Origin of the sequence: Novosphingobium sp. HII-3 (assembly GCF_002916655.1) — a bacterium.
In the GTDB taxonomy this organism is placed as follows: domain Bacteria; phylum Pseudomonadota; class Alphaproteobacteria; order Sphingomonadales; family Sphingomonadaceae; genus Novosphingobium; species Novosphingobium panipatense.
In genome coordinates this window covers 36,444-59,740 of the sequence record NZ_PPSM01000057.1, presented here as the reverse complement: position 1 = coordinate 59,740, position 23,297 = coordinate 36,444, and the positions used below count along the sequence as shown (strand labels likewise).

At 65.1% G+C, this 23,297-nt stretch carries 23 protein-coding genes and 2 tRNA genes; 16 read left to right on the top strand and 9 right to left on the bottom strand.

The features are described 5' to 3' along the window. From C2R25_RS16780 to C2R25_RS16765, 4 genes are read left to right on the top strand one after another with little or no spacing between them, the layout of a single operon-like run. Complete coding sequence (locus tag C2R25_RS16780) at positions 1–369, top strand: lysozyme inhibitor LprI family protein (protein WP_233204094.1); 369 nt, start codon at positions 1–3, stop codon at positions 367–369. Next, positions 369–2,390 carry an acetyl/propionyl/methylcrotonyl-CoA carboxylase subunit alpha gene (locus tag C2R25_RS16775; RefSeq protein ID WP_103730304.1) on the top strand — a complete coding sequence of 674 codons (2,022 nt, stop codon included), beginning with the start codon at positions 369–371 and terminating at the stop codon, positions 2,388–2,390. The genes C2R25_RS16780 and C2R25_RS16775 overlap by 1 nt, the downstream gene beginning before the upstream one ends. Beyond that, positions 2,390–2,761: a tRNA-binding protein gene (locus tag C2R25_RS16770; RefSeq protein WP_103730303.1), complete on the top strand. Its 372-nt coding sequence runs from the start codon at positions 2,390–2,392 to the stop codon at positions 2,759–2,761. The genes C2R25_RS16775 and C2R25_RS16770 overlap by 1 nt, the downstream gene beginning before the upstream one ends. Beyond that, a complete protein-coding gene (locus C2R25_RS16765; RefSeq protein ID WP_103730302.1) occupies positions 2,761–3,540 on the top strand; it encodes a thioesterase family protein in 780 nt (259 codons plus the stop codon). The genes C2R25_RS16770 and C2R25_RS16765 overlap by 1 nt, the downstream gene beginning before the upstream one ends. A gap of 7 nt (positions 3,541–3,547) precedes the next feature. Here the strand turns inward: C2R25_RS16765 and C2R25_RS20750 are convergent, their stop codons facing one another. The 4 genes from C2R25_RS20750 to C2R25_RS16750 form a co-directional block, all read right to left on the bottom strand. Next, positions 3,548–3,724 carry a hypothetical protein gene (locus C2R25_RS20750; protein ID WP_199183864.1) on the bottom strand — a complete coding sequence of 59 codons (177 nt, stop codon included), beginning with the start codon at positions 3,722–3,724 and terminating at the stop codon, positions 3,548–3,550. A gap of 14 nt (positions 3,725–3,738) precedes the next feature. Then, positions 3,739–5,121, bottom strand: coding sequence for a peptide MFS transporter (locus C2R25_RS16760; RefSeq protein ID WP_103730301.1), 1,383 nt, complete (start codon positions 5,119–5,121; stop codon positions 3,739–3,741). A 136-nt stretch (positions 5,122–5,257) separates the two neighbouring features. Beyond that, positions 5,258–6,373 (bottom strand): 3-dehydroquinate synthase, encoded by a 1,116-nt coding sequence (aroB, locus tag C2R25_RS16755; protein WP_103730300.1) that lies wholly within the window; start codon positions 6,371–6,373, stop codon positions 5,258–5,260. Further along, on the bottom strand, positions 6,364–6,948 hold the full coding sequence (locus C2R25_RS16750) for a shikimate kinase (RefSeq protein ID WP_103730299.1): 585 nt from the start codon (positions 6,946–6,948) through the stop codon (positions 6,364–6,366). Before C2R25_RS16750 ends, aroB begins: the two co-directional genes overlap by 10 nt. A gap of 57 nt (positions 6,949–7,005) precedes the next feature. On the opposite strand from C2R25_RS16750, the gene C2R25_RS16745 reads away from it, so the two are divergent. The 4 genes from C2R25_RS16745 (at position 7,006) to C2R25_RS16730 (ending at position 11,613) form a co-directional block, all read left to right on the top strand. Beyond that, positions 7,006–7,203: a hypothetical protein gene (locus tag C2R25_RS16745; protein WP_103730298.1), complete on the top strand. Its 198-nt coding sequence runs from the start codon at positions 7,006–7,008 to the stop codon at positions 7,201–7,203. Further along, positions 7,200–9,101, top strand: a complete 1,902-nt coding sequence (locus C2R25_RS16740; protein ID WP_103730297.1) for a hypothetical protein — start codon at positions 7,200–7,202, stop codon at positions 9,099–9,101. The genes C2R25_RS16745 and C2R25_RS16740 overlap by 4 nt, the downstream gene beginning before the upstream one ends. A gap of 18 nt (positions 9,102–9,119) precedes the next feature. Then, positions 9,120–10,022, top strand: coding sequence for a tyrosine recombinase (locus C2R25_RS16735; protein WP_103730296.1), 903 nt, complete (start codon positions 9,120–9,122; stop codon positions 10,020–10,022). A 109-nt stretch (positions 10,023–10,131) separates the two neighbouring features. Continuing rightward, the gene (locus C2R25_RS16730; RefSeq protein ID WP_103730377.1) at positions 10,132–11,613 is read left to right on the top strand and encodes a M48 family metalloprotease; all 1,482 of its coding nucleotides are present in this window, start codon (positions 10,132–10,134) and stop codon (positions 11,611–11,613) included. Positions 11,614–11,698: 85 nt separating this feature from the next. Here C2R25_RS16730 and C2R25_RS16725 read toward each other — a convergent pair whose 3' ends face one another. Both C2R25_RS16725 and C2R25_RS16720 read right to left on the bottom strand, forming a co-directional pair. Further along, positions 11,699–11,869 (bottom strand): Flp family type IVb pilin, encoded by a 171-nt coding sequence (locus tag C2R25_RS16725; protein ID WP_103730295.1) that lies wholly within the window; start codon positions 11,867–11,869, stop codon positions 11,699–11,701. A 121-nt stretch (positions 11,870–11,990) separates the two neighbouring features. Further along, on the bottom strand, positions 11,991–12,179 hold the full coding sequence (locus C2R25_RS16720; protein WP_103730294.1) for a Flp family type IVb pilin: 189 nt from the start codon (positions 12,177–12,179) through the stop codon (positions 11,991–11,993). Positions 12,180–12,274: 95 nt separating this feature from the next. On the opposite strand from C2R25_RS16720, the gene C2R25_RS16715 reads away from it, so the two are divergent. The 3 genes from C2R25_RS16715 to C2R25_RS16705 all read left to right on the top strand — a co-directional run bounded on the left by C2R25_RS16715 (position 12,275) and on the right by C2R25_RS16705 (position 12,985). Then, positions 12,275–12,727 (top strand): NUDIX domain-containing protein, encoded by a 453-nt coding sequence (locus C2R25_RS16715; RefSeq protein ID WP_146049690.1) that lies wholly within the window; start codon positions 12,275–12,277, stop codon positions 12,725–12,727. Between the two features lie 57 nt (positions 12,728–12,784). Continuing rightward, positions 12,785–12,861, top strand: a tRNA-Arg gene (locus C2R25_RS16710). Between the two features lie 47 nt (positions 12,862–12,908). Then, a tRNA-Arg gene (locus C2R25_RS16705) sits at positions 12,909–12,985 on the top strand. 129 nt (positions 12,986–13,114) lie between these two features. Here the strand turns inward: C2R25_RS16705 and C2R25_RS16700 are convergent. Further along, positions 13,115–13,729, bottom strand: a complete 615-nt coding sequence (locus tag C2R25_RS16700) for a hypothetical protein (protein ID WP_103730292.1) — start codon at positions 13,727–13,729, stop codon at positions 13,115–13,117. Between the two features lie 427 nt (positions 13,730–14,156). Here C2R25_RS16700 and C2R25_RS16695 point away from each other — a divergent pair, with 427 nt between their 5' ends. The 3 genes from C2R25_RS16695 to C2R25_RS16685 all read left to right on the top strand — a co-directional run bounded on the left by C2R25_RS16695 (position 14,157) and on the right by C2R25_RS16685 (position 17,893). Next, positions 14,157–15,695: a phospholipase D-like domain-containing protein gene (locus C2R25_RS16695; RefSeq protein ID WP_103730291.1), complete on the top strand. Its 1,539-nt coding sequence runs from the start codon at positions 14,157–14,159 to the stop codon at positions 15,693–15,695. Next, positions 15,692–16,312: a GTP cyclohydrolase I FolE gene (folE, locus tag C2R25_RS16690; RefSeq protein ID WP_103730290.1), complete on the top strand. Its 621-nt coding sequence runs from the start codon at positions 15,692–15,694 to the stop codon at positions 16,310–16,312. Before C2R25_RS16695 ends, folE begins: the two co-directional genes overlap by 4 nt. 129 nt (positions 16,313–16,441) lie before the next feature. Then, positions 16,442–17,893 carry a hypothetical protein gene (locus C2R25_RS16685; protein ID WP_103730289.1) on the top strand — a complete coding sequence of 484 codons (1,452 nt, stop codon included), beginning with the start codon at positions 16,442–16,444 and terminating at the stop codon, positions 17,891–17,893. Here the strand turns inward: C2R25_RS16685 and C2R25_RS16680 are convergent. Beyond that, entirely contained in the window at positions 17,856–18,533 is a 678-nt protein-coding gene (locus C2R25_RS16680; protein WP_103730288.1) for an SDR family NAD(P)-dependent oxidoreductase, read from the bottom strand. The two genes, C2R25_RS16685 and C2R25_RS16680, sit on opposite strands and share 38 nt — an antisense overlap. Positions 18,534–18,691: 158 nt before the next feature. Beyond that, positions 18,692–19,171, bottom strand: a complete 480-nt coding sequence (locus tag C2R25_RS16675) for a peroxiredoxin (protein ID WP_103730287.1) — start codon at positions 19,169–19,171, stop codon at positions 18,692–18,694. Positions 19,172–19,372: 201 nt separating this feature from the next. Between C2R25_RS16675 and ahcY the strand changes: the two genes are divergently transcribed. Together ahcY and C2R25_RS16665 are read left to right on the top strand one after the other, a co-directional pair. Further along, entirely contained in the window at positions 19,373–20,782 is a 1,410-nt protein-coding gene (ahcY, locus tag C2R25_RS16670) for an adenosylhomocysteinase (RefSeq protein ID WP_103730286.1), read from the top strand. A gap of 149 nt (positions 20,783–20,931) precedes the next feature. Then, positions 20,932–23,289 (top strand): PAS domain-containing sensor histidine kinase, encoded by a 2,358-nt coding sequence (locus C2R25_RS16665; RefSeq protein ID WP_103730285.1) that lies wholly within the window; start codon positions 20,932–20,934, stop codon positions 23,287–23,289. Positions 23,290–23,297: the final 8 nt, after the last annotated feature.

Here is a 23,297-nt window from a genome sequence, read left to right as displayed (position 1 = left end):
GTGATCCTGCCGATCCTCCTCCTCGCCTCGGAGCCCACGACCGATTGCGCCAACGCGATGACGCAGACGGACATGAACGTCTGTTCGTACCGCGACTTCCAATCGGCCGATCGGGTGATGAATGAGGCTTGGAGGAGGGCGGCTGCGGCGGCGAAGGCGACCGACCAGCAGGGCCCCGGCGGAAATTTCACTCGGCTGCTCGATGCGCAGCGAAAGTGGCTCACCTGGCGCGACGCCCAGTGCCTGGCGGAGAACGGCCCGCGTGAGGAAAGCGGCACGATCTGGCCGCTGCAGCAGAACGGCTGCCTCAGGGAATTGACCGAAGCGCGCACGAAACAGCTGCGCGGATACGTGGAGACGGGGAACTGATGTTCAAGAAAATCCTGATCGCAAACCGGGGCGAGATTGCCTGCCGTGTGATCAAGACCGCACGCCGCATGGGCATCCAGACGGTAGCCGTCTATTCCGATGCCGACGCCCGCGCACCGTTCGTGCAGATGGCCGATGAGGCGGTTCACATCGGCCCGGCGCCGGCCGCGCAGTCCTACCTGATTGCCGACAAGATCATCGCCGCCTGCAAGCAGACCGGCGCCGAAGCGGTTCATCCGGGCTACGGCTTCCTGTCCGAGCGGACGTCGTTTGCCGAGGCGCTGGCAGCGGAAGGCATCGAGTTCATCGGGCCGCCCGTAGGCGCGATCGCCGCGATGGGTGACAAGATCGAGTCCAAGAAGCTGGCCAAGGAAGCGGGTGTCAATGTCGTTCCCGGCTTCGTCGGCGAGATCGAGGACACCGAGCACGCTGTGCGCATCTCGAACGAGATCGGCTACCCGGTGATGATGAAGGCTTCGGCTGGCGGCGGCGGCAAAGGCATGCGCCTGGCCTACACCGAGCAGGACGTGCGCGAAGGCTTCGAGAGCGTGAAGCGCGAGGGCCTCAATTCCTTCGGCGACGACCGCGTCTTCATCGAAAAGTTCATCCTCAACCCGCGCCACATCGAGATCCAGATCCTCGGCGATAAGCACGGCAACATCCTTTATCTGAACGAGCGCGAGTGCTCGATCCAGCGCCGCCACCAGAAGGTGGTGGAGGAAGCGCCGTCGCCCTTCGTCACGCCCGCCATGCGCAAGGCCATGGGCGAGCAGTGCGTCGCTCTGTCGCGCGCGGTGGGCTACTATTCGGCGGGCACCGTGGAACTGATCGTTTCGGGCGCGGACCCGACGGGCGAGAGCTTCTACTTCCTTGAGATGAACACCCGCCTGCAGGTGGAGCACCCGGTCACCGAAGCGATCACCGGCGTCGACCTCGTGGAGCAGATGATCCGCGTCGCTGCCGGCGAGAAGCTGGAGATGACGCAGGACGACGTGAAGATCGATGGCTGGGCCATCGAGAACCGCGTCTACGCCGAAGATCCCTATCGCGGCTTCCTGCCCTCGACGGGCCGCCTTGTGCGCTACAATCCGCCAGTCGAGGGCTGGACGGATGATGGTGAGGAGAACGGCCGCCGCGGCGTGGACGGTATTCGCGTGGACGACGGCGTCTACGAAGGCGGCGAAGTCTCGATGTTCTACGATCCGATGATCGCCAAGCTGATCACCTGGGGCGAAACGCGCGACGAGGCGGCGGACAAGCAGATTGCCGCGCTCGACGCCTTTGAGATCGAGGGCCTTGGCCACAACATCGACTTTGTTTCGGCCATCATGCAGCACCCGCGCTTCCGCTCGGGCGAACTGACCACCGGTTTCATCGCCGAGGAATATCCGGAAGGATTCACCGGCGCGCCCGCATCGGACGAGCTCAAGGTGCAGCTGGCTGCGGTCGCCGCGTTCGTTGCCACCGCCCGGGCTGATCGCGCACGGCGCGTCGAAGGCCAGTTGGGGGCTCCGCTCGACCCGCCGGGCGACTGGACTGTCACCATCGACAAGGACGTCTACGAGGTGTCGATCGACGAGGATGTGGTGACCGTCAATGGCGAGGAGGTCGACCTTGCCCTCGAATACACCCCGGGGGACCGCTTCGTGGATGCCGAGGTGGACGGCGAGGACCTGACGCTGAAGCTGGAAGTGACCCGCACGGGCTTTAGGATGACGACACGCGGCGCTGTCCATAAGGTCGGCTGTCTGCCGGCCGGTATGGCCAAGCTCACCCGGCACATGATCGAAAAGGTCCCGCCGGATCTTTCGCGCTTCCTGATCTGTCCGATGCCGGGCCTGCTCGTTGCACTCCATGTGGGTGAGGGGGACAAGGTCGAAGCGGGGCAGCCGCTTGCAGTCGTCGAAGCCATGAAGATGGAAAATATCCTGCGTGCCGAGAAGGCGGGCGTGGTGAAGGCCGTCAACGCTAGGGCGGGCGAGAGCCTTGCCGTGGATGCGATCATCCTCGAGATGGAGTGATGCACCTCGACCACGACCCTGCGGCGCCCCCCGCCGAGCAGATTGGCTTCGACGAATTCCTAAAGGTGGATATTCGCATCGGCACCATTGTCGCTGCGGAAGTCTATGAGGGAGCCCGCAAGCCAAGCTATCGGCTGCGGATCGATTTCGGTCCCGGGGTCGGGGAGAAGAAGAGCGTGGGCCAGGTGGCCGCGCTCTATTCGCCCGAAGAGCTTGTGGGGCGGCAGGTCGCCGCGGTCGTCAACTTCCCTTCGCGCCAGATCGGGAAGGCGCTGTCCGAAGCGTTGACGCTGGGCTTTGCGGATGAAGAGGGGCGCGTGACGCTGTTCTCGCCGGACAAGCCGGTTCCGAACGGCGCGCGCCTTTTCTGATGCCGGGTCTTCCTCAGCTGCTGAGCGAGGCGGAACCGCTGGAAGACGGCTTTGCCGTGGCCATCGCGGAGGATTGGCTCCAGGGGCGCACCGCCTACGGCGGCCTCACCTCCGCGATCGCTCTAGCTGCGGCGCGGTGCGTCGATCAGGATCTGCCGCCGCTGCGGTCGGGTCAGTTCGCCATGGTCGCGCCGCTGGCCGGCCGAGTGGAGGCGCGATCCCGGGTGCTTCGCCGGGGCCGGAACGCCACCTGGATTTCCGTTGAGCTCAGCGGCGCGAGCGGCGTCGGCTTCACGGCCAGTTTCGTGTTCATGCGCCGGATCGAGAGCGTGGTCGCGCTCGATCATTACACCATGCCGCGGGATCTCATCCCGGTGAGCGAGGCGCGGCCGGTCCCGACAGAGCGTTCCCCGGCCTTCCTGCGCACCCATTTTGAGTCGCGGTTTGCCTTGCCCAAGGCCGCGCCTGGAGAGGCGGACCTTTGCTGGTGGGTGCGGGCGAAGGCGCGGGAGGGCCTCCACCCGGAGGTCGAATGCGTCCTGGTCGGAGACGCCCTGCCGACGGCGGTGCTCCCCCTTCTCGACTTTGCGGTGCCCATCTCCTCGATGCACTGGCACGTCAACATGATCGAGCCGACGCCCTCTGCGGATGGCTGGTGGTTGATACGGTCGACCAGCCCCTACTGTGCGCAGGGCGCGGCAAGCGAGCACATCGGCCAGTGGAACAGCGAGGGCAGTGCCGCGATGATGGGGCTTCAGTCGGTCGCTGTCTTCGGTTGATGACCTGCTATTTGCGGCGAGTGGCCCTCACCAGAGCGTAAGTGCTGCCACCAAGCACGGCGAGGGCGAGGACAAAGCCGATTCCCGCGCCCCATCGCATGCCTTCGGTTCCCCACAGCAGACCACCGACGATCAGGCCAAGCAGGGGCAGCACGATAAGCAGAAGGCAGCCGATCACCGCCATGATGCGATTGTCTCCTAGCTCGTGCCCATCAGCCTTCTGGCGAAGAACAGTTTGAACAGGCCAAAGCCCACCAGCGCGGCCGCGGCCGAGGCCATGTGGAGCAGCCAGAACTGAGTCGCAGGCATGGTCTCGAACAGCGACCCGATCTTGCCAACAGCGAGATTGGCGCCGAAAAACGCAAGATAATAGATACCGACGATTGAGGCGTTCAACGCCCCCGGGGCCAGCCGCGTGAACAGGGCGAGGCTAACCGGCAGGAGGTGCGCAAAGCCGATCGAGTTCACCAGATGGAAAAGCACTGGCCAGAACAGGCCGATCTTGCCGGTGCCCTGCGTGGCGGCCGCCATGTAGAGGCAACCGCCGCCGGCGATGATGAAGGCGCAGCCCAGCACCATCTTGCCCAGATCATCCAGCTCGCGCCCCGTCCGCCTGCTGATGAAGGCCCAGAACGCTGCCACAGCGACAAGCATCGAGAAGCTTAGGGTGGCGTCCACGGTGATCATCCAACTTGTCGGCAGCGTCGTGCCCATGAAGGAGAGCTGGAACTGCTGGTCCGCCCAGATGAGATAGGCGTTGAAGATCTGCTGATTGGTCAGCAGCGACACGCCCATGATCGGCACGAGGAGCAGCACGGCGAGGAGCCGCGGGCCGTCCCCCTTGCGAAAGCGGGCGCGTGGCTCGGCCGAGCGGGTTTTCCGCGTGGCTGCCGGCAGCCAGGGCCGGGCGTACAGATAGATGACCAGGCCGATCACCATGACCACGCCGGCCGAGCCGAAGCCCCAGTGCCAACCGACCTTCTCACCGAGCGTACCCGAGATCAGAGGAGCGGCGATGACTGACACGTTGATGAAGATATAGAAGATCTGGAACGCCATGGCCCTGCGGCTGTCCTCGGGCCTGTAGAGTTCGCCCACCTGGCTGGCGATGTTGCCCTTGAAAAGGCCGACGCCGATGACGAGAGAAACGAGCGCGAGGAGGAAGGCGCTCTCGAAAGCCATCAGGAAATGGCCGATCGACATGATCACGCCGCCCGCGATCAGGGCGGCGCGCCTGCCGAGCACGAGATCCGCCAGAATGCCCCCGAGGATCGGGGTCAGGTAGACGAGGGCCGTGTAGGCGCCGAAGATCTGCGAGGCGAGGGGCTGCCCCTGAAGGCCGGGGAACACATGGGTGCTGAGCCATTCGAGACCGAGCACCGACTCCTGGCGGCCAGGAACCAGCAGGTACTTGACCATGTAAAGCGTCAGCAGCGTCTGCATGGAATAGTACGAGAATCGCTCGCACGCCTCGACCAGTCCCAGGTACCCCAGCCCTTTTGGATGGCCGAGAAAGGCGCGGTCGTTGTGTGTAGCTTCCTCTGGAAAGTCGAGGTTCGGGGTTGCTTCTGCAGCCGTCATCTTGGACCCGTTATCATCTTGCGGCGCATGGCGCCAACGTGCAGCGAGCCATGGCACGGACCCTCCGGCAGGTCAAAAGCGGAGAGGAACGGTGGCGGGGCAAGCGCCTGGCTGCCGGGCCGGGCAGAGCGCCAGCTCAGGCGGGCTGGTGCGCGAGTTGCTCGTCGAGAAATACGGCGACATCGTCCAGCGAGACCTGCTTGTCGAGGTAGGTCTGACCGATGCCTTTCATGAGCAGGAAGGGCAGGGTGCCCGCATCCATCTTCTTGTCGTGCAGCATGTGGCGGACGAGCCCGCGGCCGTCGCAGTCGAGACCCAGCGCCGCGAGGTTTGCCGGCAGGCCGACCGCGCCTATATGCCTTGCCACGTCTTCTGCCCTTTCAGCCGGCATCAGCCCGCCCCGCGCCGAATAGCGCGCTGCCAGCACCATCCCTAAAGCGACGCCCTCTCCATGAAGGAGCTGTGACGAAAATCCGGTTTCCGCCTCGAGAGCGTGGCCGAACGTGTGCCCCAGGTTCAGAAGCGCGCGGCGACCAGTGGTTTCGAACTCGTCCTCCGCGACGATGCGGGCCTTGGCCGCGACCGAGTGGGCGACGGCATATTCCCGAAGATCTGGATCGCCTGCCAGCATGGCCGCGCCGTTCTCAGCACACCATGCGAAAAATGGGGCGTCGTCGATCAGGCCGTATTTCACCACTTCGGCGTAACCAGCGCGCAGGTCCCGCTGCGGCAGCGTGTCCAGTGCGGCAAGGTCGGCAAGGACAAGCGACGGCTGGTGAAAGGCGCCGACCAGGTTCTTGCCGGCCGGAGTGTTGATCGCGGTCTTGCCGCCGACGCTGGAATCGACCTGCGCCAGAAGGGTGGTCGGCACCTGGATGAAGTGGCAGCCGCGCTTGACGATGGATGCGCAGAAACCCGTCAGATCGCCGATCACGCCCCCACCCAGTGCAATGATGTGGTCCCCGCGCTCCACCTCCAGCTCAAGGAGCCAGTTCACCGTGGCGGCCAGTTCCTCCCACGATTTGGTCTGTTCGCCCGGTGCAAGGATGCGCCAGCGCGGTTCGTGGCCGGCTTCGCGCAGGCTCTTGTCGATTACCGCGCCCCAGGCGGCGTGCACATTGCTGTCGGTGATGACCGGAACGGCGCGCTTGCGCAGACGGCCGGCGCAGTTCTCGGCGATCGTCGCGAGGAGCCCGGAACCCACGCGGACCTCGTAGGGGCGGGCGGCGATATCGACGGGGATCACAGCCATTGCGAGATTTCCTGAAGCACCTTGTTGATTGTCTGCACATGCGGCCCGCTGCAACTGACGACGTGGATCGGCGCAAGGGCGTAATGGGGTGCGCGCTCCTCCCGCAGGCGCGCCAGGATCTCGCGCGGGTCGCCGTTGCGCAGAAGCGGCCGGTTGTCCTTGCGGGCGGTGCGTTCGACCAGCGTATCGACTTCGCTGTCGAGCCAGATCGTAATGGCCTTGTCCAGGATCAGGGCACGCGTCTCCGCATTCACGAAGGCGCCGCCCCCCGTCGCTATGACGATGCGCTTCTTCGCCGCGCCGCTTTCGGCAATGAGGCGGGCGATCACCCGGCGCTCTCCGTTTCGGAAGTAGTCTTCGCCGAAGGTTTCGAAGATTTCCGGTATGGTCATCTGCGCCGAGCGCTCGATTTCGTCATCGGCGTCGACGAAGGGGCAGTCCAGAAGGGTTGCCAGCCTCTTGCCGACGCTCGACTTGCCTACGCCCATCATCCCGACAAGGACGATCGGCCGATCTATGCGACGGGCGAGCGCCGCAATTTCTTGCGCTGAGAACCGGGTCTGTTGAACGTCCATTGCCCCATCGCCTATAGTTGCGCTAGGTCGCAGCGCAAGCATGGTGAAGGAAGGCGAGTGAACATCGGTACGCGTAGGCCCGGGCGGAAGCTCCCGCTCGGAGGAGCAGTAGCCATCGTCGTTCTGCTGTCACTCCTCGCACTCGGCACCGCGGCCTGGTACGATGCAGGCGTGGAGCCCGTGGTGGATCAGACCATTTCCGTGCCCGTGCCCGAAGTGCCGGCCGCCCGGCCGTCTGGGGAGCAGGCAAAGTGAGGCGGATCGTTCTGCTGGCGGGAGCTTCGCTGGCCCTCACCTCGGTCTGGGCGGTGGCGCAGGACAGTCCCGAATCGCTTCTTCCCAAGATGTTCGACGAGCCGGCGCCCTCGCGTTCCGCCTCTCCCCGGCCGACGCCTCGCCCCGCGCCCAGCCGCCCAGCCCCGCGTGCGGCTGCCACGCCCGCCGCTGCGGCTTCGGCCGCCCCGCGCGTGGCGGCCACGTCGACCCCGGTTGTCCAGCCGATTCCGGCCGCCACATCTGCTCCTGCAGCGGTCGTGTCCGCATCGAAGCCTCCGGAAGGTGCGCTCCAGCGAATTCCCTCACTGGAAGAGCTCGAGCGGATGTCGCCGGAAGACTTCGAGGCGCTTCTGGGCACCAAGGTCCTGATAGACATGCCGCCCGGCGTCCGCCGCACGCCCGATGAGGCGGGTCTGATCGATGCGCAGGAAGGCGGCCTGCCGATGGATTCGCTGCGCGGTCAGAACGGCGCGTTGATCCGGGTGGCTCTTCTGGGCAATCGCGGGCAGCTCGTCTCGCGGTGGGGACACATCCTCCTGCGTCGCGCGCTCGCCTCCCGGCTCAATCCCCCGAGCGGTATGAGCGGCGCGGACTTCGTTGCGCTTCGTGTCGGCCTGCTGTTGCGAATGGGTGAGACAGACGCGGCGCGCGCGGTGTTGCAGGATCTCGATATCGCGGATTACAGCCCCGCGTTCGGCACCCTCGCGTTCGATGTCTACGCACGAACGGCGGACTTCACAGGCCTGTGCCCGGTCATGGCGTCCCACGGCTCGATGCGGGATGACGCGGCGTGGAACACGTCGCGCACGATCTGCGAGGCTTTCCGCGGCAACAGCACGGCCGCGATCGCGCGGCTGGAGCGGGACCGGATCCGCGGAAAGATGGATCAGATCGATCTTCTTCTGGCGCAGAAATACGCCGGCGCCGCCGGAAAGGCGCGCCGGGCGGTGACGATCGAGTGGGACAAGGTCACCACGATGACGCCGTGGCGGTATGGCCTAGCCATCGGCACCGGGCTGGAGCCGCCGGCGGCGTTGATGGCGCAGGCCGGCCCGTCCTACGACTTCGCTACAGCGCTTGCCCCCATGGTGAGCCTGACGCGCCGCGCGGCGGCTGCCGATCGGGCGGCCGCTGAAGGCGTGCTCTCGAATGCGGCGATGGTGGACCTGTACTCACAGATCTACGCGGATCCGTACGTCACGGGCGAGTGGCAGGAGCGTGCGGAAGCGCTGCGCGACGCCTACGTCCAGCAGGATGCCGCGGCACGTCTGACGGCGATGAAGAGCCTGTGGAACGTGAAAGGGCCTTCGCAGTACGGTCGCCAGGTTCTTACGGCTGCCGCTGCGGCCCGGGTGGCGCCGAGCGCGGAACTGACCGACAGCGCGCCGCTGCTGATCGCCTCCATGCTGGCCGCCGGGTACGACGCCAACGCGCTGCGCTGGTCGAGGGTGGTCGAGGCGGGATCGCGTGCATGGGGCATGTTGGTGCTTGCTGCTCCCGGGCGGGTTGCTGCGTTGGATGGCGGCGCGATCGACACTTTCGTCAAGGAGGACGACAGCGCCGACAGCCGCCGTTCCACCTTGCTCGCTGCGGGTCTTGCCGGTCTCGACCGCCTTGATCGGGACACGGCGGAACGCATTGCGCGGGACGCGGGCATGAACATGGGCGGTTCCACGCGCTGGACTGAGGCGATCGAAAGCGCTGCGGGCCGGGGCGATGAGGCGACCGTGGTCCTCCTGGCCGCCTTCGGCATGCAGGGCGAAAGCTGGCAGCGCATGACGCCGCGCTACCTCTATCATATCGTTTCGGCCCTGCGGTCGGTCGGCCTGGAGGCGGAGGCGCGCATGATTGCCGCCGAGGCGGTCGCGCGCGTCTGAGCGGCGGGGGCACGCTGAATGGCCGACCTCGATCCTGCCGGGCGCTTCCTCGCGATGCTGGCGGCGGAGCGGGGCGCGGCGGCCAACACGCTTGCGGCATACCGGCGTGATCTAACCGCCGCGCAGGAAGCGCTTGGAAACCTCGCCGGTGCGGATGCGGAAGCGCTGGAGGAGCTGGGGGCCGCCTGGGCCGCACTGGCTCCGTCGAGTCTTGCTCGCCGCTGCTCTGCGCTGAGGCAGTTCTACGGCTTTCTGGTCGATGAGGGACTGCGCGACGATGATCCCTCCGGTGCGCTTCCACGCCCCCGGACACAGCGCCCCTTGCCCCGACTGCTCAGCCGCGACGAGGTCGAGCGTTTCCTTGCACGGGCCGACGAAGAGGCGGCAAGCGGCCGACCGGAAGCGATTCGGCTGCTGACGCTGCTGGAAATGCTCTACGGTTCAGGCTTGCGGGCCACGGAACTGGTGTCCCTTCCGCTCTCCGCCGTTCCAAGAGACGCTCCGTTCCTGCATGTCGACGGCAAGGGTGGGCAGCAACGGATGGTGCCGGTAAGCACGCGCGCCCGCGCGGCACTCTCGCGCTGGCTGGACGTGAGGGCTGGTAAGAGCCGAGACAAATCGCGCTTCCTCTTCCCTTCCACTGGGGCCAGCGGCCACCTCACGCGCGTTCGGCTTTTTCAGCTGTTGCGCGAACTGGCGCTCAGGGCGGGACTGCCGCCGGAGCGGGTTTCTCCGCACGTCCTGCGGCACGCCTTCGCCACGCACCTGCTGGAAGGGGGCGCGGACCTGCGGGTGCTGCAGATGATGCTGGGGCACGCCGACATCGCGACGACGCAGATCTATACGCATGTGGACAGCGCGCGCCTCGTCGAACTGGTCAACCTGCGTCATCCTCTCGCTCGGCCCGGCGCAGCGGCATAAGAGCGGAAGCCGCTGAGGGAACAAGGCTTCGATGTGCTTCGTTTCGACCGCCATGACGCTGACGCAACGTTTGGCCGCAGGCTGCAGGAGCAAAAGGGGACATCTGGGCATGAACTGGAAACGTACGCTGCGAACGACGGCTGCTCTTGGCGCCTTGACCTTCCTTGTCACCGGCCCTGTACCCCTGGGCGCGCAGTCGTCCCGGGCGCCCAAAGTCTATGCCATAAGCGCGGCGGACAAGTCCCAGGGTGCGCAGGCGCATCCGGAACTGCTGGCGGAGTTCGGCGGGGCGCTGACCGGCAGCCAGGCAAACTACGTCTCGCAGGTCGGCAAGCGGATCGCCGTCCAGTCGGGACTGTCGAACGCGGCGGGTGACTTCACCGTCACTCTGCTGAACTCTCCGGTGAACAACGCCTTCGCCATCCCCGGGGGCTATGTCTACGTCACGCGCCAACTTACAGCGCTGATGAACAACGAGGCCGAACTGGCGGGGGTGCTGGGCCATGAAGTGGGCCACGTCGCGGCTCGCCATTCGGCGCAGCGGCAGAAGACGGCGCAGCGCAATCAGATCCTCGGCGTGCTCGGGTCGGTGCTCGCGGGCGCGGTCTTAGGCGACAATGCTTTCGGGCAGCTGGGGCAAAGGATCTTCTCGCAAGGATCGCAGCTCCTGACGCTGAAGTTCTCGCGTTCGCAGGAACTGCAGGCAGACCAGCTCGGCATCACGTATTTGAAGCGCGCCGGGTACGATCCGCGCGCGATGTCCAGCGTGCTTGAGAGCCTCGCAAGGCAGAATGCGCTGGAAGCGCAGCTTCGTGGCAGCACCAGCCAGACGCCGGAGTGGGCCTCCACGCACCCGGATCCCGCCTCGCGCGTCCGTTCGGCAATGACTTATGCCGGGTCAACCGCCACCGGGATGACCAACCGCGACGGCTTCCTCTCGGGCATCGACGGTCTTGTCTACGGGGATGATCCGAAGCAGGGCGTGGTGGATGGGCGCAGGTTCACGCATCCTACGCTGCGCTTCGCCTTCGAAGCGCCTGACGGGTTCTTCATGGTGAACGGTACGAGCGCGGTGACGATCAGTGGCTCTTCGGGCAAAGCGCAGTTCTCGGGCGGGAAGCTCACCGGCGGTCTCGATGCTTATATCACGAATGTATTCGCCGGACTGACCGAATCGAATCAGACCCGGATCACGCCGTCCTCGATCGAACGCACCACCGTGAACGGCCTCACCGCAGCCTATGGCATCTCGCGCGTGCAATCATCCAGCGGCACGGTCGACCTGGTCGTCTTCGCCTACGATTTCGGTAACGGGCAAGCCTATCATTTCGTCGCGCTGGCGCAGGCTGGCGGCGCGGAGGTGTTCACGCCCATGTTTCGCTCATTGCGGCGGATCACGGCGGCAGAAGGCGGCAACGTGAAGCCTCGGCTGCTCAGGGTCGTAACGGTGAAGCAGGGCGATACGGTGCGCTCCCTGGCTGCACGGATGGCCTATACCGATGCAGCGACGGAGCGGTTCCTGGTCCTCAACGGACTTCAGGCGAATGCGACACTCACGCCGGGGCAGAAGGTCAAGCTGGTCACGTATTGAGGCAGCACCGGACGCGAGCCGAGCACAAACGAAAAGGGCGGCAGGTACCCCCTGCCGCCCCTGTCAGGCAACGTCGTCGCAGCGCTTAGTTGGTAGCGGCCATCGACGAGGAGGTCTTGTTGAACGTCGACTTCAGCTGACCACCCATGCCCTGCATGGCGGCAATCGCGGCGACGGCGATGAGGGCAGCGATCAGGCCGTATTCGATGGCGGTCGCGCCCTTTTCGTCACGGCGCAGCTTGTTGAGAAACTTCATGGTGGTCTCCTGAAAAAGCAGTCTTGGTTTACCCGGTCCGCCTCGCTTCAGTCTCTTTCTGCGCCTTGGACATCTTCCTTCTAGACTGCAATCGTTGACAAAGACTTAAGCCTGTTGCGCCTCAGTTTTTCGACATTGCCTCCGAGGACCGGGTGGCGACGTTGTCCCACATCGATACTGTCTCACCGGCAAAGCCCCGGAGCACGGCGAGGATGGCAAGCACTATGAACGCCAGGATCATGCCGTACTCGACGGTGGACGCGCCTACCTGGTTGTCGGCCAAAGTCCTGAGCAGGCGGTTGAGGCGCATCTTACCCTGCAATTTCGTAGAAAAGCCTGTAGTCGCACGCAGGAGTTAATGACGTGTGAAGGCAGGAGGCGGCGCTGGGAAGTCCATCGGAACTGATGATCGTGGTGGCGGCTGCCCTGCTCGACCGTCCGTTTGGTGAGGAAGAATGCCGTGTCCTCATTCAGCAGCGGTCGTCACGCGTGGCTCACGCCGGGTTATGGGAATTTCCCGGCGGCAAGGTTGAGCCGGGGGAGGGGCCGGAAGACGCGCTCGCACGTGAACTGGAGGAGGAGCTTGGGGTGACAGTCGCCCGGGAGGACCTTCATCCTGTGGGTTTCGCCAGCGGGTACACTGAGGCCCGGCCGCCGGCCGGCAGGGCAAGCGCAAGGCCCATCGTCATCCTGCTTTATGCCTGCACCCGGTGGGAAGGACTCCCGCGCGCGCTGGATGCGGCCGCGCTGCAGTGGGCTGCTCCGGCCACGTTGAAGGACATGGCCATGCCGCCGCTGGATTACCCCCTGGCGGCCGCGCTCCTCGGCTTCCTTCGTAAGTCTGAAAAAATTGCCTGATTGTGGAAGATAGGCGTTGACCGATTCCGATTCCCCTTCTAGAGGCGGCCCTCCAACGCGCCCGTAGCTCAGCTGGATAGAGCATCAGACTACGAATCTGAGGGTCGGACGTTCGAATCGTTCCGGGCGCGCCATTCTCCCTTGTCGGGGATTTTGGCTCTGTTGGGTTAAAAATTGGCACGCGCCCGTAGCTCAGCTGGATAGAGCATCAGACTACGAATCTGAGGGTCGGACGTTCGAATCGTTCCGGGCGCGCCATTTTTAAGAACCCCGCCTCGTGCGGGGTTTTTCGTTTCTGCTCTTCTCTGCCCACCGCATAAAAAAACGGGTTGGATGCTGCTGCACCCAACCCGTTTGCGCGCCTATCGAACGGGCGCGTGCCCCGTGTTACTGCCCTGCGGTGGCAGTGGGGGCGGCCGTGCCGGTGCCGGCTGCCGGCTGCGCGGCAGCGGTCGACTGGGTGGCTTCTGCAAAGGCCGCAGCCGTCATGCCGAGGGCAAGCGAACCGTCAGCGGCAAGGCCGAAATAGCTCTTCTTGAGCTGTGCCGCCGATCCACTGCTCAGCTGGACGATGACGTTGTCGCCTTCGACCTTGCTGACGGTGCCCAGAACGATGCCGTCGCTGCTCTTGACCGGAGCGTCGGCGACAAGCGCCGCGTCCTTCTTGGCGTTGTTCTCGGCGCTGGCGCCGTTCACCGCCGATTCCAGTTCAGCCTTGGTCATGCCGATGGTGAGCCCCTTGTCGCGCATGACGAATGCGTTCTTGGGAAGCCCGGCGCGGGCCGTTCCGGTGGACACGGTGACAATATCGCCCTGAACGGCTTCCACCGTGCCGACTTCTGCGCCCGAAGCATCGAACACCTTCGCTCCGACGGTCGGATTGGCCGCTGCCGCTGCCGTTGCGGAAGCAGCGGGCGCGGCTGCCGGAGCGGCCTGCGCCATCACGGCAGCGGGAGCAAGAGCGGCTGCCGCAAGTGCGGCAGTGATAAGGGTCTTTTTCATGGCGTACTCCTTGTTGGCGGAGCCGTGGGAGGACGACTCCGGAACAAGCCCCTGTTGGGGCATCAAAGGCGATCCGGCGAACCGGGATCAGACCGCCGCATCCACATTGCGTGGAGAGCCGGAACAAGCGTCTCGCTCACGGCGTCGGGCGGTCTGCGACTATAAGCAGGCAAAAACAGCGGGAGGTGAACGGTTGCGAAAACAAGGGACAGGCTGCCCTCTTGGCACGGCGAAGCGACTTTCATCTGTGGAAAAAACACGGTTGCACCGCACCTGCGTGGGCTGTGGCGATCTTTTGGGATGACTGTTGGAAGTCTTCCTCCCGCTCGATGCACGGCAAACCCGCGCGCGCGGAGCGCCGGGGTCTGACGGAACATACCTGCGGCTCATGGCTTGATCGAGGGTGGTGGAAGGTAAGACAGACGTGATGACAGATGATGATGGCGACCAGCGGGCCTCGCCCGCTGTCTGGCGCTTTGCGAAGACGTCGCGCGCCCTGGTGGTTATCGATGCGGCCAACTACTTCGAAGTGATCCGCGAAACGATGGAGGAGGCGCGGCAGCGCATCTTCCTCATTGGATGGGACTTCGATTCACGTATCCTGCTCTCGTCGGGTCGGCGGTGGTGGCAGGCGGGCAGGCGGCGCAAGTTTCCGGCGAGGCTCGGATCGTTCATGCTCTGGCTGGTGAAGCGCAACCGCGATCTCGAGATCCGGGTGCTGAAATGGAACTTCGCCATCGTGAAGTACATGTTCCGGGGCACAATGCTGTTTGACCTGGCACGGTGGGCCAAGCATCCCCGGATCGACTTCAAGTTCGATTCCGCTCACCCGGTCGGCTGCAGCCATCACCAGAAGATCGTTGTCATCGACGATGTCGTCGCGGCCTGTGGCGGTATCGACATGACGTCGGACCGCTGGGACACGTCCGACCATCTGCCCCATGACAAGCGGCGGCGACGCCCCACGGGACGGCTGTACGGACCATGGCACGACGTGACGATGATGCTGGAGGGCGACGTCGCAGCGGCATTGGGCGAACTCGGGCGGGACCGGTGGAAAACGGCCGGAGGCGAAGCGCTCGAGCCCTGCCGGCCGCAGAACCATTCACCCTGGCCGGAGGGGCTGAAGGCCGAGTTCGAGGATGTGGAAATCGGCATAGCACGGACACGGGCCGAATACGGCAAGTGTCCGGAAGTCCGGGAAATCGAGCGGCTGTTCGTCGAGCAGATCGGCCGGGCCAGGCGGTTCATCTACGCGGAGACGCAGTACTTCGCCTCCCGCGCGATTGCGGAGGCTATGTGCCGGCGTCTGGAAGAGGACGATCCCCCCGAGTTCTTCATCGTCAATCCGGTGACAGCGGATGGCTGGCTCGAACAGAAGGCCATGGACACCGCCCGTGTCGAACTGGTGAAAACGCTTCAGGTCGCCGATCGCCATAACCGCTTCCACATCTACACACCGGTCAACGCTGGCGGGGAACCGATATACGTCCACGCCAAGCTGATGATCGTCGACGACGAGATCCTGCGCGTCGGCTCTGCGAACATGAACAACCGATCGATGGGCCTCGACAGTGAATGCGACGTGTTCCTCGACATAAGGCGGCCGGCCAACGCCCATGTCGATCCCGCGCGGATCACCGGGCTGCGGCTCCGGCTTCTGTCCGAGCATTGCGGCATCTCGGAAGAGGAGGTCGCCAGCGGGCTCGAACGGCATGGATCGATGGCGGCCATGGTGGACGCCTTAAACCGCGAAGGAGCACACAGCGGAAGAAAATATCTCGAACGCCTCCCCTTGAAACAGCTGTCGGAAGCTGAAAGAGCACTTGGTGAAAGCGGTGTGCTTGATCCAGAACGCCCCGGCGAAATGTTCGAGCCCATGGAGCGACGTGGCTTGTTCCGTGGACGAGGACACCTGATGCGTACACGCTTGATGAGAAAGCTGAGAAGGAGCAAGTCGGGATGAGCAGTCTTGTGGGGCCGGACGAGGACGATCCGTACAATGGATTGCTTCGCAAGCCTGATGTTCCCGATCACGTCCAGGACGCCATCCGCACGCTCATAGAATGGGCGGGGGACGACCCGGAACGCGAAGGCCTGCTGGACACTCCCAAGCGCGTGGCGCGCGCATGGCTGGAGTACTGCCAGGGGTACAACGAAGACCCGGCCATTCACTTGTCCCGCGTGTTCGAGGAAGTAGGCGGCTATGACGAGGTCGTGCTCCTCAAGGACATCCCCTTCCAGTCCCACTGCGAACATCACATGGCGCCGATCATCGGCAAAGCGTCCATCGCGTACCTGCCCCGCAACCACGTGGTCGGGATTTCGAAGCTGGCCCGCGTGCTGCACGGTTTCGCGCGCCGGCTGCAGATCCAGGAGCGCCTGACCGCCGAGGTGGCGCAGTGCATCTGGGAACACCTCAAGCCGCAAGGCGTGGCGGTCGTCATCGAGGCGAGCCATGCCTGCATGACGGCCCGCGGCGTGCGGACACCGGGCGTGGCCATGACCACGAGCCGCATGATGGGCACCTTCCTGGAGGACGAGCGCTCCCGCAAGGAAGTCCTCAGCCTGATGGGCTACTGATCGCTGACGGACGGTGACGGGGGGCGGACCGGAGCCGCCCGCACCTTCCGGGCAGACCCAGCTTTCGACAAGAGGCTTGAACGCCGCTGCAGCGGTGGCAAGAGGCGCTCGTTCTTGACGGATGGGCAGATGATCGAACAGACCTCACAGGGCGATCGGGCGAACGGGGCACGGTGGCGACCACTTTTGGCGCTCGTTCCCGCGGGAATCCTGCTGGTACTGCTGCTGCGTCCCGTCTGGGATGTCGACATCTTCTGGCAGTTGAAGCTGGGCGAACTCATCCTCGAGCAGGCAGGGCCAATCCGGACAGAACCGTTTGCGGCCAGGCACCTCGGAGAGCCCTTGCCGGCCGTGGCGTGGGCGGGGCAGGCGGTGCTCGCCTTCGCGCGCCAGATCGGCGGATGGGATCTGGTTCGCGTGCTTGATGCTGTGTGCTGGCTCGGCGGGTTCCTGGCCGTGAGCGCCGCGTGCCGGTGGCGCGGCGCTTCGGCTGCAGGAGTGGCGCTGGCGATCGCCCTTGCGTGCTTCGCTGCCTTGCCGACCGCCAGCGTACGACCTCAGAGCTTCGCGTGCCTTTGTTTCGGGCTGCTGCTGGCGCTGCACAGATTGCAGTTGCGCCCTGTGCTCACGATTGCGATCGGCGCACCGCTGCTGGTCGCCTGGCAGAACCTGCATCCCTCCGTAAGCGTGGGGGTGATCGCGATGAGTCTGGCGGCGCTGCCTGGTTGGATTGGATGGCTGCGGCGGCGCAACGAACCGCCGGTGGCGGCTAGCGCGCTCGCGCTTCTGGGCCTCGCTGCGATGTTCGCCACGCCCGATGGCGTCTCGCTGTTGGAGACATCTGCGCTCAACGCGGAAATGAGCGTCCTTATGGGAGCCAGCGAGTGGCGTCCGCTGTGGATCGCAGCGAACGGCAAGCACGCCTTGCGGATCACGGTCGTCCTGCTGGCGGCACTCGTGCTGCTGCGGCGCTACCGTCGTCTGAACGCGAGCGAACTGGCCGTAGCTCTGGGGCTTCTGGTCATGACGGTGGCGGCCTATCGCTTCGTCCTCTTCTGGGCTGTCGCGATAGTTCCGGTAGTCTCCCGCTGCTTGAGGGGGGACGATGAGGGGCATTCCCGCCGGGAAGCGCTGATCGCCGGCAGCGCTCTGCTTCTGGTGGCGATTGGCACACCGGTGCTGGCGCCGACACGGTTTTCCGCAAGCCTCCCTCTTGCCGCCGTGGAGCACCTGCGCCGATTCCAGGTGCAGGGCACCGTATACGGCGACTTTCCTTTCGGCGGCGTCCTTATCGATGCGGGCTATCCCGACTGGAAAGTGGCTTATGATGGCCGCTACTACCGGTACTCCCGCAAGGAGTGGCAGTACAACGGCGGCATCGAAACCGGCATCGTCCCCCTAGTGGACGTGGTACGTAAGTGGAATCCGGCGGCTTTCGTGCTCGATAGCGTGCACAACCGCCCGCTTGCGGAGGCCCTTTCGCAAAGTCCGGCGTGGCGGCTGACTTATGCCAGTGACGGCATCGTGGTCTATCTTCCCCGGCTTAGCCGCCGCGAGTCACCGGGATCAGCGCCCCACTGATGGCGCGTGCCTGCGGCGAGGCGAGGAACAGGATGACGTCCGCCACCGCTGAGGGCTGCACCCAGCCGCCGAAGTCCGCATCCGGCATGTCCGCGCGGTTCGTTGGCGTGTCGATCGTGCTGGGAAGAACGGCGTTCACCGTCACCGCCGTGCCGGAGAGTTCGTCCGCCAGAGCTTCCGTCAGCCGGTGGACGCCGGACTTGGACGCCGTGTACGCCCCCATGCCGGCGGCTGCCTTGGCGGCTGCGCCCGCGCCGATGTTCACGACGCGCCCCGCCGCGGAGGCCTTCAGTGCAGGGAGCGCAAGCTTGGTGATGGTGGCGCCCGTAAGCAGGTTCATGGACTGCATTCTGACCCAGGCATCGATCGACCCGCCCTCAAGCGTTTCCCAGGTGAAGCCGCCTGCGACATTGACGAGAACGTCGAGGCCACCATGGGCGGCGATCACCTTGTCCAGCGCGTCCTGCGTTGATGCGGGATCGGTAAGATCCACTCCGCCGATGTCCAGGGTGGCCTGCTGGTCAGGCGCGGCGGATGCGAAATCGACGCGCGCCACCTTGTCTCCGTTCCCGGCGAAGGTCCGGGCGACGGCCTGGCCGAGAATGCCGAAGCCACCGGTTACGATTACGCTACGAGTCATGATGCTTCCCTGACGCTTCTTCTGGCGGGTGTGCTAGACCGGACGACGCCGGTCGCCAAGCCACCGTGGTGTTCCAACGCCCCCCCGATGCCCATGCAGACAGGCGGCGCTCCGGGGGAGCACCGCCTGTCGCACGTCAGTAGGACGTGGAGGAAGGCTCAGAGCTGGCCGAGCATGTGATCCGCCGAGCTGACCTCGAACGTGCCGGGTGCCTCGACGTTGAGCTGTTCGACCACACCGTCGTTGATGACCATCGAGTAGCGCTGGCTGCGGGTGCCCATGCCAAAGCCGGAGCCGTCCATCGTCAGGCCCACGGCCTGCGCGAATTCACCGTTGCCGTCCGCAAGCAAAGTAACGTCCTGCGCCTCGGAAACCTTGCCCCAGGCGCCCATCACGAAGGCGTCGTTGACCGAGGTGCAGACGATCTCATCGATGCCCTTGGCCTTGAGGTCCGCCGCCTTCTCGACAAAGCCAGGCAGGTGCTTGGCGGAACAGGTCGGCGTGAAAGCGCCGGGCACGGCGAAGAGCGCGACCTTCTTACCGGCAAAGTAATCGGCGGCCTGCACAGGCTCCGGGCCGCTTTCGCCGACCTTGATGAGAGTTGCGCTGGGCAGCTTGTCGCCGACGGAGATGGTCATGGCATTTGTCCTTTGCTCGATGGGGAGTTTGAGGTGCGGCCAGATATAAGCGTGGCTTCCCGCGCGGCAACGGTGTCACGGCTGCAGGCAGCCATATAAAGATATCTTTATATTTGCCTCGTCCCCTCGGACAGGGTACGGACACGCATCGTCGGCCACTCGTGCCGAGCCTACTACGATCAGGAGTTTCCCGTGGCCACTATGACCACTGCCCCCGACTACGCCATCGCCGATATCTCGCTCGCCGACTTCGGTCGCACCGAGATCGCCATCGCCGAAACCGAGATGCCGGGCCTGATGGCGCTGCGCGAGGAGTTCGGCGCGTCGCAGCCGCTGAAGGGCGCCCGCATCACGGGTTCGCTGCACATGACCATCCAGACCGCCGTGCTGATCGAGACGCTGGTGGCGCTGGGTGCAGAGGTCCGCTGGGCCACCTGCAACATCTTTTCCACGCAGGATCATGCCGCCGCCGCCATTGCGGCTGCCGGCATCCCGATCTACGCCATCAAGGGTGAATCGCTGGCCGACTACTGGGACTATGTCGGCAAGATCTTCGACTGGTCGAGCGAAGGAAATCCCGATCTCACCGCGAACCTGATCCTCGATGACGGCGGCGATGCCACCATGTTCGCGCTCTGGGGCGCACGCGTCGAAGCGGGCGAGACGCTCTTCGAACCCTCGAACGCCGAGGAAATCGAATTCGTGCGCGCACTGAACGCCTTCCTCAAGGCCAAGCCGGGCTATCTCTCGCGCACCGTCAACGCCATCAAGGGCGTCTCGGAAGAAACCACCACGGGCGTCCACCGCCTGTATCACCTCGCCAAGGACGGCAAGCTGCCGTTCCCCGCCATCAACGTGAACGATTCGGTCACCAAGTCGAAGTTCGACAACCTCTACGGCTGCCGCGAATCGCTGGTCGACGCGATCCGCCGCGCCACTGACGTGATGCTGGCTGGCAAGGTGGCTTGCGTGGCCGGCTTCGGTGACGTGGGCAAGGGCTCGGCCGCCTCGCTGCGCCAGGGCGGCGCCCGCGTGATGGTCACGGAAATCGACCCGATCTGCGCCCTGCAGGCCGCCATGGAAGGCTACGAAGTCGTCACCATGGAAGAGGCCGTCGCGCGCTGCGACATTTTCGTTACAGCAACGGGCAACGAAGCGGTCATCACCGGCGAGCACATGTCGGCGATGAAGGACAAGGCGATCGTCTGCAACATCGGTCACTTCGATTCCGAGATTCAGATTTCGGCGCTCGACAACTACGACTGGAAGGAAGTGAAGCCGGGCACCGACCTCGTCACCTTCCCGGACGGCAAGCAAATCATCGTCCTCGCCAAGGGGCGCCTCGTGAACCTGGGTTGCGCCACCGGCCACCCAAGCTTCGTCATGTCGTCGAGCTTCACCAACCAGACGCTCGCGCAGATCGAACTGTTCACCAAGAACGACGAGTACGAGAACCGCGTCTACGTGCTGCCCAAGCACCTCGATGAGAAGGTCGCCGCGCTCCACCTCGAGAAGCTGGGCGTGAAGCTCACCAAGCTCTCGAAGAAGCAGGCCGACTACATCGGCGTGCCGCAGGCTGGTCCGTTCAAGCCGGATCACTACCGCTACTGATCGGGCAGGAGCCACGAAGAAAGGCGCGTCCGGAAGGGCGCGCCTTTCGCGTTCGCGCCTCGCGGCCGCCCCCGGCCCGGGGCGTATCGACCGCTTTTCGCGCCAACACCCATTGTCACCGCGCCGCCTGCACATCATAGCCGTGCGCGATGGAATTTTCGCGCTTCCTGCCTCTCCTCATAGGTCTCCTGCTCGGCGCCTGGACGATCGCTGCTGCCTGGGCCGTTCTGTCGGCCCGATCGCGTCAGCATCATGCCGAAACCCAGCTGCGGTCCGCACGCCGCCTCAGCCGCCTGGTTGAGGAATCACCCGCGCTTCCCATGCTGGTGCGGACCGATGGCCGCATCGAGGCCGGCCCGCGGCTGGCACAGTGGCTGGGGTTGGACGAAGTGCCTCAGTACCTGTCGGAACTGGACGGCAATGGGCGCGGTCTTCCGGCGGACAAGCTTTCGGAGCTGACGGAAGCGGTGCGCCGATGCCAGAAGGCGGCAACGCCGTTCCGCATGGCGGTGACGCCCCATGGATCGACCCGCAGTCTCGCCTTGCGAGGGTACCTCGCCGATCCGCAGGTCTCCCCGGGCGGGGCTGCGCTGGTGTGGGTGTTCGACTTTTCGGACAACGAGATGGAGCTCGTGCGGCTGCGTGACGAAGCGGCACGGGCGCGGGGTGATTTCCACGCGCTCGTCTCGCTCATCGAAGCCGCGCCCATGCCCATGTGGTTTCGCCGGCCCGATGGCGAACTGCAACTGGTCAACCATGCCTATGTCGCTGCCGTAGGGGCGAAGAACGCGGAGGATGCGGTCGCCAGGGGCATCGAACTCATCGAGGCCGTGGACGGTCTATCCCCCGCGCATGTCGCCCGCAAGGCAGCGGAGAAGGGCACACCGATCGAGCGTATCGTATCGACCACGATCGAGGGGCAGCGCCGTGCCCTGCGTGTCAGCGATCTGCCGCTGGGAGAGGATGGTGTCGCCGGCTATGCCATCGACATCGAGGACCTGGAGGAGATGTCGCGGTCGTTCCGGGCGTTCCGCGACGCGCAACGCGCGCTGCTGGACCAGCTCTCCGCAGGGGTCGCCCAATTCGACGCCAAACGCCGGCTGGCCTTTGCCAACCAGCCGTTTCAGCGTCTTTTCAAGCTCGATCCGCGCGTCATGATCGACCCACCCGCGTTCGAGCGCCTCCTTGATGCCGCACGCGACGTGGGCCGCGTGCCGGAAGTGCGGGACTTTCCCGCCTGGCGACGCGAACGGGCGGGCTGGTTCGCCGCCGGGAACGCGCAGGAGGAGGCGTGGGCGCTTGCCGATGGCACGCACCTGCGCATCGTGGCGCAGCCTGTCCCTGACGGAGGCCTGCTGCTTATCGTCGAGGACAGGACCGAGCAGCTCCGCCTCTCCGCCGTCCGCGACACCCTGCTGCGCACCCGTACCGCGACGTTCGACAGTCTTTTCGAATCCATTGCCGTCTTCGCACCGGACGGGCGGATGCAGATCTGGAACCGCCGCTTCGCCGCAGACTGGGGCCTCGATAGCGAGTTCCTTGACACGCATCCGCATATCGAGGCGCTGCTGAAGAAGCTCGCCGGGCGCCTCCAGCGCGCCGAGGAGGCGGAAATGGTCGGCGATGTCGTGCGGGCCGCCACGCTTGACCGGACACAGACCGGCGGGCGGATCGGGCTCTCTGATGGCCGTATGCTGGAGTACGCCGGGGTTCCCCTCCCGGACGGGAACGGTCTTCTTGCGGTTCTGGACATAACCGACTCTATGAAGGCCGAACAGGCGCTGCGCGAAAGCAACCAGGCGCTGATCGAGGCGGATGCGATCAAGACGCGCTTCCTCGCGAACATGAGCAAGGAACTGCGCACGCCGCTCACCTCCATCGGCGGTTTCGCGGAGATGCTCGACCTTGGTCTGGGCGGCGATCTTAACGAGCCCGGAAAGGATTATGTCCACTCCATCATCGAAGCTTCGCGGCATCTTGGCGACCATATCGACAGCCTGCTGGACCTCTCGCAAAGCGAGGCGGGTCTCCTGCCGTTGAAGTTCGACGAGGTGGATCCGATGTCCTTCGTCCGGGCCGTGGTGGAGGAGCGGGCGGGGCGCCTGCAAAAGGCCGGCGTGACGCTGGACCTTCAGGCGAAAGGGCTGCTGCGCCCCATCGTGGCAGACAGCAGGCGGCTTGCCCGGGCGATCGGGCACATCGTCGACAATGCCATCGCCGCTTCTCCCAAGGGCGAGCGGGTGCTGGTGCAACTGTCGCGCAGCAAGGGTGCCGCAGGCGACTGCCTGCAGATATTGGTGCAGGACAGGGGGCAGGGCATGGACAGCCGTACCCTTGCCCGCGCGCTGGATGGGATGAAGGTCGGGGCGGACGGCAAGGTGCAGAGCCGCGACGGGCTCGGCCTCCCGCTCGCGCGCCAACTGGTTGAAGCACATGGCGGGGCATTGCGCCTCGTATCGGAGCCTGGACAAGGCACCACCGCCCTTATCGAATTGCCCTGGAAGTGAGACTGTGA

Excerpts from the sequence above, each read along its gene's own strand:
- C2R25_RS16775 (WP_103730304.1), top strand. The coding sequence starts at position 369 with ATGTTCAAGAAAATCCTGATCGCAAACCGGGGCGAGATTGCCTGCCGT.
- C2R25_RS16770 (WP_103730303.1), top strand. The coding sequence starts at position 2,390 with ATGCACCTCGACCACGACCCTGCGGCGCCCCCCGCCGAGCAGATTGGC.
- C2R25_RS16765 (WP_103730302.1), top strand. The coding sequence starts at position 2,761 with ATGCCGGGTCTTCCTCAGCTGCTGAGCGAGGCGGAACCGCTGGAAGAC.
- C2R25_RS20750 (WP_199183864.1), bottom strand. The coding sequence starts at position 3,724 with ATGGCGGTGATCGGCTGCCTTCTGCTTATCGTGCTGCCCCTGCTTGGC.
- C2R25_RS16760 (WP_103730301.1), bottom strand. The coding sequence starts at position 5,121 with ATGACGGCTGCAGAAGCAACCCCGAACCTCGACTTTCCAGAGGAAGCT.
- aroB (WP_103730300.1), bottom strand. The coding sequence starts at position 6,373 with ATGGCTGTGATCCCCGTCGATATCGCCGCCCGCCCCTACGAGGTCCGC.
- C2R25_RS16750 (WP_103730299.1), bottom strand. The coding sequence starts at position 6,948 with ATGGACGTTCAACAGACCCGGTTCTCAGCGCAAGAAATTGCGGCGCTC.
- C2R25_RS16735 (WP_103730296.1), top strand. The coding sequence starts at position 9,120 with ATGGCCGACCTCGATCCTGCCGGGCGCTTCCTCGCGATGCTGGCGGCG.
- C2R25_RS16730 (WP_103730377.1), top strand. The coding sequence starts at position 10,132 with ATGAACTGGAAACGTACGCTGCGAACGACGGCTGCTCTTGGCGCCTTG.
- C2R25_RS16725 (WP_103730295.1), bottom strand. The coding sequence starts at position 11,869 with ATGAAGTTTCTCAACAAGCTGCGCCGTGACGAAAAGGGCGCGACCGCC.
- C2R25_RS16720 (WP_103730294.1), bottom strand. The coding sequence starts at position 12,179 with ATGCGCCTCAACCGCCTGCTCAGGACTTTGGCCGACAACCAGGTAGGC.
- C2R25_RS16715 (WP_146049690.1), top strand. The coding sequence starts at position 12,275 with ATGATCGTGGTGGCGGCTGCCCTGCTCGACCGTCCGTTTGGTGAGGAA.
- C2R25_RS16700 (WP_103730292.1), bottom strand. The coding sequence starts at position 13,729 with ATGAAAAAGACCCTTATCACTGCCGCACTTGCGGCAGCCGCTCTTGCT.
- C2R25_RS16695 (WP_103730291.1), top strand. The coding sequence starts at position 14,157 with ATGACAGATGATGATGGCGACCAGCGGGCCTCGCCCGCTGTCTGGCGC.
- folE (WP_103730290.1), top strand. The coding sequence starts at position 15,692 with ATGAGCAGTCTTGTGGGGCCGGACGAGGACGATCCGTACAATGGATTG.
- C2R25_RS16685 (WP_103730289.1), top strand. The coding sequence starts at position 16,442 with ATGATCGAACAGACCTCACAGGGCGATCGGGCGAACGGGGCACGGTGG.
- C2R25_RS16680 (WP_103730288.1), bottom strand. The coding sequence starts at position 18,533 with ATGACTCGTAGCGTAATCGTAACCGGTGGCTTCGGCATTCTCGGCCAG.
- C2R25_RS16675 (WP_103730287.1), bottom strand. The coding sequence starts at position 19,171 with ATGACCATCTCCGTCGGCGACAAGCTGCCCAGCGCAACTCTCATCAAG.
- ahcY (WP_103730286.1), top strand. The coding sequence starts at position 19,373 with ATGACCACTGCCCCCGACTACGCCATCGCCGATATCTCGCTCGCCGAC.
- C2R25_RS16665 (WP_103730285.1), top strand. The coding sequence starts at position 20,932 with ATGGAATTTTCGCGCTTCCTGCCTCTCCTCATAGGTCTCCTGCTCGGC.